Annotated in this window: 11 protein-coding genes and 1 tRNA gene; 1 reads left to right on the forward strand and 11 read right to left on the reverse strand. The window is 61.5% G+C overall.

The features are described from left to right. Positions 1 to 238 precede the first annotated feature (238 nt). The 5 genes from ACFLEY_RS27095 to ACFLEY_RS27115 form a co-directional block, all read right to left on the reverse strand. The gene (locus ACFLEY_RS27095) at positions 239 to 1,816 is read right to left on the reverse strand and encodes a porin (RefSeq protein ID WP_396604253.1); all 1,578 of its coding nucleotides are present in this window, start codon (positions 1,814 to 1,816) and stop codon (positions 239 to 241) included. 693 nt (positions 1,817 to 2,509) lie between these two features. Then, entirely contained in the window at positions 2,510 to 2,959 is a 450-nt protein-coding gene (locus ACFLEY_RS27100) for an OprD family outer membrane porin (protein WP_211434075.1), read from the reverse strand. After that, the gene (locus tag ACFLEY_RS27105) at positions 2,901 to 3,098 is read right to left on the reverse strand and encodes a hypothetical protein (protein ID WP_211434076.1); all 198 of its coding nucleotides are present in this window, start codon (positions 3,096 to 3,098) and stop codon (positions 2,901 to 2,903) included. Before ACFLEY_RS27105 ends, ACFLEY_RS27100 begins: the two co-directional genes overlap by 59 nt. A gap of 27 nt (positions 3,099 to 3,125) precedes the next feature. Beyond that, complete coding sequence (locus tag ACFLEY_RS27110; protein ID WP_060912494.1) at positions 3,126 to 6,299, reverse strand: efflux RND transporter permease subunit; 3,174 nt, start codon at positions 6,297 to 6,299, stop codon at positions 3,126 to 3,128. Between the two features lie 3 nt (positions 6,300 to 6,302). Beyond that, positions 6,303 to 7,490 carry an efflux RND transporter periplasmic adaptor subunit gene (locus tag ACFLEY_RS27115; RefSeq protein ID WP_211434074.1) on the reverse strand — a complete coding sequence of 396 codons (1,188 nt, stop codon included), beginning with the start codon at positions 7,488 to 7,490 and terminating at the stop codon, positions 6,303 to 6,305. A 488-nt stretch (positions 7,491 to 7,978) separates the two neighbouring features. Here ACFLEY_RS27115 and ACFLEY_RS27120 point away from each other — a divergent pair. Continuing rightward, positions 7,979 to 8,071, forward strand: a tRNA-Ser gene (locus ACFLEY_RS27120). Between the two features lie 133 nt (positions 8,072 to 8,204). Here ACFLEY_RS27120 and ACFLEY_RS27125 read toward each other — a convergent pair. From ACFLEY_RS27125 to ACFLEY_RS27150, 6 genes are all read right to left on the reverse strand, one after another. Continuing rightward, positions 8,205 to 8,414 carry a hypothetical protein gene (locus ACFLEY_RS27125; RefSeq protein ID WP_011087842.1) on the reverse strand — a complete coding sequence of 70 codons (210 nt, stop codon included), beginning with the start codon at positions 8,412 to 8,414 and terminating at the stop codon, positions 8,205 to 8,207. 197 nt (positions 8,415 to 8,611) lie between these two features. Continuing rightward, positions 8,612 to 8,878, reverse strand: coding sequence for a hypothetical protein (locus ACFLEY_RS27130; protein ID WP_028171599.1), 267 nt, complete (start codon positions 8,876 to 8,878; stop codon positions 8,612 to 8,614). Positions 8,879 to 10,439: 1,561 nt separating this feature from the next. Continuing rightward, positions 10,440 to 11,918 (reverse strand): Asp-tRNA(Asn)/Glu-tRNA(Gln) amidotransferase subunit GatB, encoded by a 1,479-nt coding sequence (gatB, locus tag ACFLEY_RS27135; RefSeq protein ID WP_060912496.1) that lies wholly within the window; start codon positions 11,916 to 11,918, stop codon positions 10,440 to 10,442. Further along, entirely contained in the window at positions 11,915 to 12,217 is a 303-nt protein-coding gene (locus ACFLEY_RS27140; protein WP_011087848.1) for a hypothetical protein, read from the reverse strand. Before ACFLEY_RS27140 ends, gatB begins: the two co-directional genes overlap by 4 nt. Beyond that, entirely contained in the window at positions 12,208 to 13,683 is a 1,476-nt protein-coding gene (gene gatA / locus ACFLEY_RS27145) for an Asp-tRNA(Asn)/Glu-tRNA(Gln) amidotransferase subunit GatA (protein WP_028171596.1), read from the reverse strand. Before gatA ends, ACFLEY_RS27140 begins: the two co-directional genes overlap by 10 nt. Next, complete coding sequence (locus ACFLEY_RS27150; protein WP_027547180.1) at positions 13,680 to 13,892, reverse strand: hypothetical protein; 213 nt, start codon at positions 13,890 to 13,892, stop codon at positions 13,680 to 13,682. Before ACFLEY_RS27150 ends, gatA begins: the two co-directional genes overlap by 4 nt. Positions 13,893 to 13,902 lie beyond the last annotated feature (10 nt).

The raw sequence follows: 13,902 nt of genomic DNA on the forward strand, positions 1-13,902 counted from the left end.
GCCTCGGCAATGGTCACGAGGATAATCCACTGCGGAACGGCCAGCTTCAAGGCGCTCGCCCAGACTAGACTGACTGAACCTCCGCAATCAAAAAATTCGATCTAGATCTGTCCAACCACCTCCGGCCGCCGCGGGCGGTCAGACGGACCGCGAGCCATAGCTTCGCCATCTGAAAAACAAAGAAACCCTCGGCAGTTTCCCGCCGAGGGCCCTTGGAGGTCAGGTCGTTAGACCGAACTTACCAGTTGCGCTGAGCGCGGAGCAGCAGGGTCAGGCTGTCCTGATCCTTCAGCTCGTAGGTGGCGGCCGGCTTGGCGACCGGGAAGTTGTTGCCACCAGCAATGACACCAGCATACTTCTGGTCGACATGGGTCCAGGTAAAGTCGGCCGAGAACGTAAGGTTCTTGACCGGGGTCCAGCGGGTGATCAAGCCAACCTGACCGATGTTGAAGTCAGGATTGCACGAGGTCACGCCTGCAACTGACGAGAAGACGCCAGCCGGGCCGCAGAGGAAGGTCTTCGCACCACTGCCGAACTGAGCCTGGGCGTAAGCACCGTAGATCGCGGTGTTCCAATAGGGATCCCAGTTGTGCGTGTAGGCACCACGGAAACCCCAGGTCTTGACGGTTTCCTGCTGGCCGCCGTTCACAAACACGGTGTCCGGAGCGGTAACTGCAGCGACGCTGCCGTAGGCAATGCTCGAGGTGCCGTACATAAGGAACGTGCTACCCGCGAGGTTCTGGAAGTTGTAGCGGGTCGCGCCGTCGGTGTAGACGCCCGAAATGTTGATCACGTCACCCGCGCCAGTCGGGATGTTCTTGATCGACAGGGCCAGCTGAACAGCCCAACCCCACTTGTCGTCGGGGTGGCCGAACGGCTCGGTTGGGCCGTAGTAGGCAACGTGGTTGTCATGCGCAGCAACCGACGCCTGGAAGAGACCCCAAGCCTGGTCGACACGGACCATACCGACGAGGTTCGGCGAACGGGTGCCGCCGATGGCGTTGGCGCCAACCGCACCAGTGGTCAGACCGGCGATAGCAGCAGCACCAGAAGCAGCCGCGGAGCTAAGGTTGAAGTTGCCAGCATCGTAATAGGCCGCCCTATCTTCAGCCGAGAACGCCGCCGTCACGCCCTGACCGAAGTCAGCGGTGTAGCTGAACTGGTTGACACCAGTGACCGTACCGGAACCGCCGACGAGACCGTCGAAGTTGTTGCCGGGATAGTTGGTCCAAGGCGCGTCGAACTGCGACACGGCCTTACCCATGGTGAAGCCGGCGAACTGGATGAAGGCATAGTACACGCCGAGCGAGCCGCCCGAGGTGCCGCCGTCAGTCGGGTTGATCGACGAACCGACCAGCGCCGGGGTCGCACCAGCGGTGTTGAGGGCCAGCGTACTGGTATAGGCGGTGCCACCGAACGCGGAGCCGGTGCCCTGATAGCCGCCTGTCGTCCAGGAGAACGTCGCATCGAAGAAGGTACGGACGACGCCGTACTCGGTCGCGGTGCGCGTGTCGATGTTGAGGTCTTCACGAGCGCGAGCGGTGTAGTAGTTGCTCAGGCGGTTGCGCGCGGCCGCGGGAGAGGCGATCTGGGAGCCGTAGATGCTGTTCGTGTTCAAACCGACTTCAGCGCGCAGATAACCACCCAGCTTGATGCAGGTGTCGGTGCCGGGGATGTAGTAGAAACCCGCACCGTAGAGCGAGCAGATCTTCACGTATTCGACCGCCTTGGCCTTTACGGGAAGATCAGCCGCTTGTGCCCCGCCCACGGCGAGCAGTGCTGCCGCAGAACCGAGCAAAAGGCCCTTGAACTTCATGTTAAACCTCCAAGTTGAGGCCCCGTACAAATCCTCGTACAAAGCCGTTTGAGCTACCCGCGAAAAGACGTTGAAAATCAACGCATCCTCGTAACGATGGTCTACTTAAGCGAACCACCTAAAACGGGACGACCTCGGGATGCCCCCCTTCGTCGCTCAGTCACAATTACCGAACGTCCTTGCACACACAACAACAGAACGCTCCGGAACGGGCCTATGAAGCGCGTTTTCCGACGGGTGTTGCACAAATAACACGCAGATGTGATCGGATCGCCCCTGTAACATATTGTTTACATTGATGTTTTTTAAGCGATTCCATTTGCCTTCAAAGTTCCCCACATGAGGCACCGCTACAGGGAGTTCGTCTCCAACGAGGTTTCGGCGCCCTCGAATCGTGGAATCAGAAGAAGACTCAACGGGAAGACACAGCCTCCCCTCCGCGAGCGCATTCGGAAGGCGTCGGCACCAAGAGGGCATGGCATTTTCTTCGATAGAGATGAGTTGCGGCTAGACCGATCGCCCTCGAAGCAGTCAGGTGCTGCACACCGTGGCCCCGCGCCCCAAGTCGCATCACTAAGCGTTTTCGATGACTTGCGATTTTCGGGCTCGGGCGGGAGGGTACTCAGCCTCCTTGACGATGCAAAACCGGTGCGACGAGCCCGGCAGCGATCGCGCCCGTCATCAAAGCTCCGCCTAAATCGTTCCGCATCGGGGCAATGCGAGCCTGTCCAGTGGCACCACGCCTGATCCGGGTTGGGAAGAAGGTGATTGCCCTAGTGCTTCGACCGACGGTTCCGGCCTGAAAAGCACCGTGTAATCGGCGATCAAGCGGAATTCTTGCTGCGTCGGGCGCACGTTCCCCTGTTGCCAAACGTTTGAGTATTGGGTCTTCAGTCGCAGGCCTTTCAGCGGCCCCTCGGTCGGCCGATACTGCAGCCATACATCCAGTTCTCGACGGTCGGGAATCGCGACATTGGTCACCGGATTCAGGGCTCCCCAACCCTGGCTGTACCAGGCACCGGTGCTCAGTCCGGGGAGCCCAAAGGCCGCGAAGTCGTAAGCGGCGCTGCCGCCGATCGCCTTCTTAGATCTTGGATTGGTTCCCTGTCGCAGACCCCGCGATGAAGAGCGTCCAGCCGGCATACGCCATCTGTGCCTTCGCAGAAGCCTGGTAGGTCTCGAAGGGACTGCCCGCCAGCAGGTTGTCGCCTATGGCCGATGCCGGGCTGGAGGCCATCACGATCGCGACAGTAAGGACCTGAATGTTGCGAATATTGATCATGAAAAGAGCTCCATCGTGGAAGCGACCTCATTCGGCCGCGACATTGTCCGTTGAAATCTCGTTGGCTGGCAAAGCTTCGGGCTTCTTCTTTGCGCCCGGCCGCAATCGCTCTCGGATGGCCTGGAACATGACGTAAAGCGGAGGGATCGCGAAGATGCCCACGAACGAGGCCAGAATCATACCGCCGAAAACCGGGGTGCCTACGCCGCGTCGTGCAAGCTCCGAGGCGCCTGATGCGACCACGAGCGGATAGAGACCGAGGATGAAGGCAAACGACGTCATCATCACCGGGCGGAAGCGCAAGCGTGCTCCTTCCGCGGCTGCCTCGAGCAGCGGTATGCCATGCTCGCGCTTCTCCTTCGCGAACTCGACGATCAAAATGCCGTTCTTGGCGGCCAGTCCGATCAGCACGACCATCCCGATCTGCCCGTAGAGATCGAGTGTCAGGCCGCTGAGCAGGATTGCGCTGAACGAACCCAAAACCGCTATCGTAACCGACAACAAGACCGGGACCGGGATGGTCCAGCTTTCATAGAGTGCGACCAGGAAGAGATAGGCGAACAACACAGCGAAGCCGAGGATGATGCCGGTCTTTCCTTCGGCGCGCTTTTCCTGGAACGCTGTGTCCGTCCACTCGCCGGCGTAACCTTGTGGCAGTGTCCTGGCAGCAACGTCCTCAAACACCTTCAACGCTTGGCCGGACGACACGCCAGACGCCGGCGTGCCCTGAATTGTCACTGCGCGAAGATTGTTGTAGCGAATGATTGCAGGCGGCCCAAGCGCAACGCGCGTTTCGACGAGGCTGCGCAGCGGGATCATCTGTCCTTCCGCATTACGGACATTGATGCGGTAAATGTCCGTGATGGTCGAACGGTCGGCGGCGTCTGCCTGAACCTGGACCTGCCAAGTGCGGCCGTAAAGGTTCATGTTGTTGATGAAATAGCCGCCAAGCGACGCCTGCAACGCCTGAAACACGTCCTTGAGCTGCACGCCGAGAATCTGGACCTTGTCGCGATCGATCTCCAGAAAGATCGAAGGATTGTCAGCGGAGAATGTGCTGAACACTCCCCTCAAGCGCGGCTCCGCGTTGGCCGCCACGACGAGGCCGCGAAGAGCCTGCGCGAGGGCTGCCGGATCGCCACCTCGCAGGTCTTCGAGGACATAGGTGAAGCCGCCTCCGGTGCCGAGGCCTACGATCGGCGACGGGGCCAACGGCACGACGACGCCTCCTTCGATGGCACGAAGCTTCCCTCGCAACCGCGCGATGGTCTCGCGCGCGCCAAGCTCGCCTTTCTTGCGCTCCTCGAAAGGCTTGAAGGTGACCACCATGAAACCGGCGTTCGCTTGCGAGTAGCTGTCGATGAAATTCAGGCCGATGATGCTGGTATAGTCTTCAACGGCCGGATCCTGTTTGATGATGTCTTCGGCCCGACGCAGAACTTCTGAGGTGCGCCCGACCGAGGCGCCGCCGGGCAACTGGGCAATGATAAAAATGGCGCCCTGATCATCTTCGGGGACAAATCCCGTCGGAGTTTGCCTGGCAATGCCAAAGGTAGCGGCGCCGGCGACGGCGACCATGGCAATTCCGACTATCGAAAAATGGACGAGACGCGCGACGATGGCTCCGTATCCGTCCCGGACGCGGTCGATCGTTCGCATCGTCCATCCGATGAGCCCGCGTCTGGGACCATGATGAGGTCGCAGAAATACGGCGCAAAGCGCTGGCGACAGCGTGAGCGCATTGATCGCGGACAGCAGCATGGATACCGCAACCGTCACCGCGAACTGGCGAAACAGCTCGCCGGAAATCCCCGGTATGAACGCGATGGGAACAAACACCGATAGAAGGACGAGAGTGATCGCAATGATCGGCGCCGTAATCTCCCGCATCGCCTGCTTGGTCGCATCCGCGGGCGACAGTTCAGGCCGCTCCTCCATGACGCGTTCGACGTTTTCGACGACGACGATCGCATCGTCGACCACAATTCCGATGGCAAGCACGATGGCGAGCAGCGAGACGGTGTTTGCCGAGTATCCCACGGCGTTCAGCGCAATGAACGCGCCGATGAGGCTGACCGGAACCGCCAATGTCGGAATCAGCGTCGCTCGAACGCTGCCCAGAAACAGGAACACCACGATGACGACGAGAATGAACGCCTCGACCAGGGTCTTTTTGACCTCGTGCAGGGTATCGGTGACGAAGATCGTTGGATCGTAGGTCACCTTCCACGACAGGTCTTCGGGAAAGCGCTTCTCGAGCTCTGCAAGCTTCTTTCGAACTGCCGCGACCGTGTCGATCGCGTTGCCGCCCGGCGTTTGATAAACGACAATTGCCGCCGCGTTCTGTCCGTTGAACCTGGTATCGCGGTCGAGGTTGGCGGCGCCGAGTTCGACCTGGGCCACGTCGCGAAGCCTCAGGACCGATCCATCCGGATTGGTGCGGACGACGATATTCTCGAAGTCGGAGACGGAAGCGAGGCGGCCCTTCGTTTGAATGTTCAGCTGCAATTGCTGATCATTGAAGATCGGACGCGCCCCGATCCGGCCTACGGCTGCCTGCACGTTTTGCGACTGGACGGCGTTGATGATATCGGCGGTCGTCAGGTCGAGGCCGGTCAGTCGATCGGTCTTGACCCATGCACGCATGGCGTAGTCCTGGGGCGCAAAAAGATAGGCATCCCCGACGCCGTTCGTGCTCTTGATCTGATCGAGAAGGTTGATGGTGGCATAATTCGATAGAAACAGCGGATCGTGCGTATGCTTGGGCGGGTACAGGGTCACGACCGCGAGAATGGCCGTCGATTTCTTCTTGACGCTGATACCCTGCTTCTGGACCTCCGACGGCAGCGACGACAGCGCGGTCTGCACGCGATTGTTGATGTTGACGGTATTGATGTCAGGATTGGTGCCGAGCTCGAAGGAGGCGGTCAGCGTGTAGCTTCCGTCGTCGCCGCTGGTGCTTTTCATGTAGATCATTTTGTCGACGCCAACCACCTGCGCCTCGATCGGCTGCGCGACGGTGGCGTCTACAATGGCGCCGCTGGCCCCGGGATATTGGGTGGTCACCGAGACCTGAGGCGGCACGATGTCCGGATATTGTGCCACCGGCATGGCGACAAACGAGATTGCGCCGGCGATGGTCGTCACGATTGCAATGACGATTGCAAGCCGCGGGCGGTCGACGAAAATCGCAGACAGCATGGCTCAGCTCCGGCTGGTGGAGGCTGGCTGAGCGTGTACGGGACTGCCGCCGCGAATCCCCTGAATTCCCTCCACGATGACCTGCTCGCCGCCCGTCAGGCCCACCTCCACGATCACACCCGTGCCGCTGGTCCCGCCGAGTTTGACACGTCGGACCGCTGCTTTCCCGTCCTCCACGATCAAGACATAGATGCCCTCCTGATCCGAAATCAGCGCCGCTTGCGGGATGAGGAGCCTTTCCTGGGCGGAGCCGCTTTCCAGCCCAACTCTGACGAGCTGACCATCCACGAGCACGCCGTCGGGATTGGGAAATGATGCGCGTGCAAGAATCGTATCCGTGCCGCGGTCGACGATCACATTGACGAAATTGATCTTACCCGGCTGGCTGTAGGCAGTGCCGTCGGAGAAGAACACATAGGCCTTGATGCCGACGACATCGACGTCGCGGCCTTCCTTTTGCGCTGCAAGAAATTCCCTGACGCTGACCGGGAAGGAAACATAGATCGGATCTTGGCTTACGATGGTCGTCAAGATGCCGGTCTGTGGGCTTACCACGTTGCCTTTGGTGATATTCGTCTTGCCGATCTTGCCGGCGATCGGCGACGTAATTTCCGTATAATCCAGATTGATTTGCGCAGTTTTCAGATTGGCCTCGTCCACGAGCAGCGCACCTGCGGCCGCCTGGTCCGCAGCCAGCGCCTGGTCACGGGCCACCTGCGTGCCCGCCTGCTTTGCCAGCAATTCCTCGGCACGCTGCAGCTGCACCTCGCTCAGGGTCTTCGCTGCCTTGTCTTTATTCAGCACGCCTTGGGCCTGATCTACTGCGGCCTCGAACAGCCCTTTTTCGATTGAGTAAAGCGGCGCTCCTGCCTTGACCAGAGCGCCTTCCTGGAACGAGACCTTTTCAAGATATCCCGTGATCCGCGCCCGCACTTCCACTCGCTCGATCGCTTCGATGCGACCGACCAGATCGATCGTTCGTTTTACCGGCTTGCGCTCGGCGACGATTACGCCGACGGAGGCGGCGGCTGGCTGTTGAGCTTGCTGGGCACTGGCGGGCAGCAATTCGAATGATGGTGCAAATACCGCCAACAGGCAGAAAGCGGTCCGAAGCGTCGGCAGCTTCATCGGCGCCCAGGGCTGGGTGGCCGGGATTGCTCCGGTGGCGAGACGACGATTATCGCTACACATGTCCAGCTCCCGTCTAAACGGAACCGAAGTCTTGGGGGTCCTTGCGATGGAGAGGTTGATCTAGCGCAAGAGGACGGGCGCGCGTGGGCCGGCAGGCGCATCATGCTGGAGATTGATGGGCTGGGGCGGACCGCGTGCTGGCCCGGGCCGAACAGCTGCACGCAGAAAATCACGTATTTACAGAGGCTTATCGAAGGCTGCGAACGCACGTCATTTATGTTCTGGCGGAAACGGCGAGACCCCAGTCGGGCTGCCGGCACGCATAAAGAATAAATTCACAAGTTATTTCAGTCACTTGAGCCAGAATGGCTCCAATCATCCGAGAATGGACTTCCCTGCTACAGGGCACCAGACGATTCGGATGCCGTGTCGGTTCGCCCCCCGAGCCCCCAGGCTGCTTCGTTTCGAAGATCGCTGGGAATATTCGAGCGAAAACACACGCTTCCAAATTGACCGGCCCAAGTAATTAGATGCATAAGGCTCGCACCGGAGAGGTGGCCGAGTGGCTGAAGGCAACGCTTTGCTAAAGCGTCATACGGTCTCAAGCTGTATCGAGGGTTCGAATCCCTCCCTCTCCGCCACCCAGCAGCAGAATCAAGGCCTGCCGTTCTTTCACCTGAAAGCGATCGCCGCGCCGGACAAAGCTTGGTGCAGGGATCCGCGCGGCTGAGCTCAGCCCGATTCTCGCTCTCCCTATATTATGTGTGTCCGCACCTAGCGGCCGGACCGCCAGATTCGCCAATGCGAGGGCGAAATCAGCACCGGCTCGTCGGCCCAGACGTTGAACCAGACGCCGGACCTGCGCCGGCATGGAAAGGTCCAGGGCACGATGCCCGTCTTGTGCGGCCGTCCGAGTTCCAGATCGCAATCGTCGGGCGCGATCTGAATCGGCAGCCATTGTCCATTCGTGTCGGCAGCGCTCATGCCGCGCGGGTCTAGGCGGCGTCACGACGAAGGAACTTGATTCAGCGCAACCAGGCGCGCCCGTGGAAACACGGGGCCGGCTGCGATCCGCCGCTCAAAGCGTTTTTCAAGCGAAGCGGATACCGGTTCGCGTCGGGAAAACATCTCAGAACAAGACACCAGAGCCCTGTTCCGATGCCATCGGAACAGAAATGGCTCTAGTGGGTGGAAACCCACGCCCTCGCGTCGCGCTGTGCGGCCGAGATCTCGGCGTCCGACATCTGTCCGGCAACTTCCTGGCGCAGCGCCACGGCGTCCTTGCGGCCCTTCAGGGCGGCGAGGTTGAACCATTTGTGCGCGGCGACGAGATCGACGAGGCCGGCGCGGCCGCTCGCCCAATAGATCCCGCGCTCGAACAGCACGTCCGACAGCGCGCTCGCGTCGATCGGCGTTGCGGTCTCCAGATCGAAAGTACCCTGAAACATAACGCATCCCCTGTTTTCTTATGCCGCCTCGTTCCCCCGAGCGCGGCTCCCGTCCAACTCTGATTTGCGTGATCCCTTCTGGGATCATGCGCTGCTCAACTCTTCCCCAAGTCTTCTTGCCCAGGCCGTTTGCCGGCTTGTTGGAAGCGATGATGGCGGGCAAATTTGAATGGCAGTTTAAGTATCGCGATGAAGCAGACGTAAACGCGCCTTGACCGCGGCCGCGCGCAGAATGCCAAAAGTCCCCATTTGACGGGCACTTCTGCGATTCAACAGATTCGGTTTACCCTGCGATTTTCGGACAACGATAACCATCGCGCGCGGTGGCGGGGCGCTGTGGCGTACACTCCGCCACTTCCTGTCGTCACCCATGACCCGGCTACGCCAAGGCACTGCCGGGGCTTGCGGTCCTGGAACGCCGAAGCTTCAGCGAAGGCGGCAGGCGGGCGCCCCATCCATCGAGAAGCCGCGACGCACCGGTCGCCGCCGGGCGATGGCACTGCAAATAGGGAAAACGGCGCACGGACGTCGCGCAACGACAAAGCCGCAGCCCTCGCCTGCCCCGAGGCAGCGCTCAGCGGCGGCGCGGTCACGCCACGACCAGACCAGCAATGTATGGAAAGGGAATGCCGGCAATACCCCGGCCTCAGAGAACGAGGGCGTCGGCGAACACGTCAGGACCAGATTTCACGTTGACCCGAAGGCCGCTTGTGAAATTGCAGAACCGGAGAACCGGCACCGCACCGAACGAAGAAAACTCGTTTCTTCTGCCGGACCGCGAAAAGAGCGATCCGACCGTTGACCTGATGTCTCGCCGACACCCTCTATCGTCGACCAGAACCTCTGGGAGGCGCTGATGACGTGCCGGCTCTCTGGGAGCCGGCAACTTCAGAAGTCGAAGTTACTTCTTCTTCTTCGCGACCTTGCGGGTCTTCTTCGCAGTCTTCTTCACTGCGCTCTTCGCCTTCTTCGCCTTCTTCGCTTTCTTGGCCATGTTGCCCTCCGATGTGTGAGATGGCTTTAATCGCTGCATGCAGTCGGGGATCGAATGCACACTCATCCCGAATACACCAACACGACGAAAAAAACAGCTTCTCGCTTAAAGAAGTGTTGACGCAGCAAGGCGCGTGCGCTTGGCGAGCGCGATGCAAGCACACTGCATGACGTGTTCGTCCGATCGCGGAGAGTGGGCGCATCATCGATGTTTGCGAGAGTAATGATTGCAAGAAAACACTATGCAGAAAGTATTTTCCTGCACTCACGCATTGCGCGTGATCGACGCGATGACGCGCGTCGCGACGCGCAGGATGGCCCCGCGAAGGCGTTTCGCGGACTCTGAGTCGCAGTTTTTGGCAACGAAAATATTTTCATGCTTAACGGCGCGAGCGCTCGTCGGAGCGCGTGCAAGCCGCCGTTTTGCGCGAATCGCGTGACGGCGATTCGGTCGCCGCATCGCAGTCGTCGGGATGAAGATTGCCGCCGAGGACGCGCGCGAGCGTCGCATCGCGAACCCATAGCGAGGTGACGAAGCATGTCCGTCACCTCGTCCGAACGCGTGAGGCTAGATGCCGAGCTTGGACTTGAGCAGCTCGTTGACGCTTTGCGGGTTGGCCTTGCCGCCGGACGCCTTCATGACCTGGCCGACGAACCAGCCGAGCGACTGCGGCTTGTCCTTGACCTGCGCGGCCTTGTCGGGATTGGCCGCGATGATGTCGTCGACCACCTTCTCGATCGCCGAGATGTCGGTGACCTGCTTCATGCCGCGGCTTTCGACCAGTGCGCGGGGATCGCCGCCCTCCTGCCAGACGATCTCGAACAGATCCTTGGCGATCTTGCCGGAGATCGTGCCCTCGCCGATCAGATCGATGATCGCAGCCAGCTGCTCGGCGGTGACGGGAGAGCCCGTAATATCCCGGCCTTCCTTGTTGAGACGGCCGAACAGCTCGTTGATTACCCAGTTCGCCGCCATCTTGCCGTCGCGCGCGCGGTCGCCGAGCTTGTCGAGCACGGTCTCGTAGAACACCGCGCTCTCGCGCTCGGCGACCAGCACGCTCGCGTCGTAGGCTGACAGGCCGAAATCGGCGACGAAGCGCGTCTTCTTCTGGTCCGGCAGCTCGGGCAGCTTCGCCTTCAGCTCGTCGACGAACTCCTGGCTGAACTCCAGCGGCAGCAGGTCGGGATCGGGGAAGTAGCGGTAGTCGTGCGCCTCTTCCTTCGACCGCATCGACCGCGTCTGGCCCTTGTCGGGGTCGAACCGACGCGTCTCCTGCTCGATCTGCCCACCGTCCTCGAGGATCTCGATCTGGCGCCGCGCTTCATACTCGATCGCCTGGCCGATGAAGTTGATCGAGTTCATGTTCTTGATTTCGCAGCGGGTGCCGAGTGGCCCGCCGGGCTTGCGCACGGAGACGTTGACGTCGGCGCGCAGATTTCCCTTCTCCATGTCGCCGTCACAGGTGCCGAGGTAGCGCATGATCGAGCGCAGCTTGGTGACATAGGCCTTGGCCTGCTCGGCGTCGCGGATGTCCGGTTTTGAGACAATCTCCATCAGCGCCACGCCACAGCGGTTGAAGTCGATGAGGGACAGCGACGGCGACTGGTCGTGCAGCATTTTGCCGGGATCCTGCTCGATATGCAGGCGCTCGATGCCGATGCTGACGCTGCGGCCGCCGTCGAGCTCGACCAGCACCTCACCTTCGCCCACCACCGGCGACTTGTACTGGCTGATCTGGTAGCCCTGCGGCAGGTCCGGATAGAAATAGTTTTTGCGATCGAACACCGAACGCAGATTGATCTTTGCGTTGAGACCAAGCCCGGTCCGGACAGCCTGCCTGACGCATTCCTCGTTGATGACGGGCAGCATGCCCGGCATCGCAACATCGACCAGCGACACGTGGCTGTTCGGCTCGCCGCCGAACGCGGTGGACGCGCCCGAGAACAGCTTTGAGTTCGACGTCACCTGGGCGTGGATCTCCATGCCGATGACCATCTCCCAATCGCCGGTGGCGCCTTTGAGAAGCTTGTGCGTGGCCGTGCTCATGTCTTGCTCCCGAGCAGCGTGACAGCGATCCGCTGCCACTCCGCTTCCAATGAATCCTTTGCCGCGACCTGTCCGGCCTGGCGATACCAGTAGCCGGCATTGCCGAGATCGCCTTCGACGCGGTGCAGATAGGCGTGCACCCAGGCCGCCTCGCGGCTGCTCTCGTCCTGAACGATCTTGTGCGCCCGGTCCCAGTCGCCCTTGGCGGCCCACCAGAGACCTGTGAGCGGCGCGTTCAGGTCCGGCGCCGGCGCCGCGCCGTCGAGGCTCGCGATGAACGCTGCGACATTCACCACCACCTCGCGGGCGTGAAGCGGCCGGCGGCCTGCTCGATCACTTCGCCGAGCGAGAACAGCGTCTCCTCGTCGAAGGGACGGCCGATCAGTTGCAGGCCGAGCGGCAGGCCCTGTGCGTCCTTGCCGGCGGGCACGGCGATGCCGGGCAGCCCCGCCATGTTCACCGTCACCGTGAAGATGTCGTTGAGATACATCTCGACCGGGTCGGCGCCGCCCTTCTCGCCGATGCCGAAGGCCGCCGACGGCGTCGCAGGCGTCAGGATCGCGTTGACGCCCTTGGCGAAGCAATCCTCGAAATCCTTCTTGATCAGCGTGCGGACCTTCTGGGCGCGCAGATAATAGGCATCGTAATAGCCGGCCGAGAGCACATAGGTGCCGATCATGACGCGGCGGCGCACCTCCGCGCCAAAACCTTCGGCGCGGGTGTTCTCGTACAGCTCGATGATGTTCTTGCCCTGCTCGCGCAGGCCGTAGCGCACGCCGTCATAGCGCGCGAGGTTGGAGGACGCCTCCGCCGGCGCCACGATGTAATAGGCCGGCAGCGCGTACTTCGTGTGCGGCAGCGACACCTCGACGAGCTCGGCGCCGGCGGCCTTGAGCCACGCCGCGCCCTCGCTCCACAGCTTCTCGATCTCGGCCGGCATGCCGTCGAGACGGTACTCCTTGGGGATGCCGATCCTGATGCCCTTCACGGACTTGCCGATCGCGGCCTCATAGTCCGGCACGGGAATATCGACGGACGTCGTGTCCTTCGGATCGTGGCCGGCCATCGAGCGCAGCAGCATCGCGCTGTCGCGCACGCTGCGCGCGATCGGACCTGCCTGGTCGAGCGAGGAGGCAAAGGCGACGATGCCCCAGCGCGAGCAGCGGCCATAGGTCGGCTTGATGCCGACGGTCGCGGTGAACGCCGCCGGCTGGCGGATCGAGCCGCCGGTGTCGGTCGCGGTCGCGCCCATGCACAGCAGCGCCGCCACGGCCGAGGCCGAGCCGCCGGACGAGCCGCCCGGCACCAGCGTGGTGTTGGAGCCTTCACGCCGCCAGGGATTGCCGACGGGACCGAAGCACGAGGTCTCGTTCGCCGAGCCCATCGCGAACTCGTCATTGTTGAGCTTGCCGAGCATCACCGCGCCGTCGCGCCAGAGCTGCGAGGTCACGGTGGACTCGTAGGTCGGCACGAAATTGCCGAGGATCTTCGAGCAGGCCGTGGTGCGCACGCCCTTGGTCGCGAACAGGTCCTTGATGCCGAGCGGGATGCCGGCGAGCGGGCCGGCATCGCCCTTGGCGATCTTGCCATCCGCCTCGCGCGCCATATCGCGCGCGCGGTCCGGCGTCTCCATCACGAAGGCATTGAGCACGCGCGCGGCTTCGATCGCGGACAGATGCGCGTCGGTCAGCTCGAGTGACGTGAAAGTCTTGGCCGCGAGACCCTTGCGGGCCTCGGCGAGCGTCAGCGATGTCAAATCGGTCATTTATTGATCGGGCTGCAGAAGAATGGAGACAGGGTCTTGTCGTTGGCCGGGTCGTCTTTCTTGGCGGCCGCTTTCGCAGCCGCCTCGATCTCGTCGAGCACGGCATTGACGGCGACATTGGGGTCGGCAGCCTTGCCCTGCCGCTCCATCTTGTCGAGATAGTTCATATAGGCCTGGTAGGCCTTCTCATCGTCGCAAAGCAGGCACATCGGACCACGT

The sequence above is a fragment of the Bradyrhizobium sp. YCK136 genome (assembly GCF_044570075.1).
Lineage (GTDB): Bacteria > Pseudomonadota > Alphaproteobacteria > Rhizobiales > Xanthobacteraceae > Bradyrhizobium > Bradyrhizobium diazoefficiens.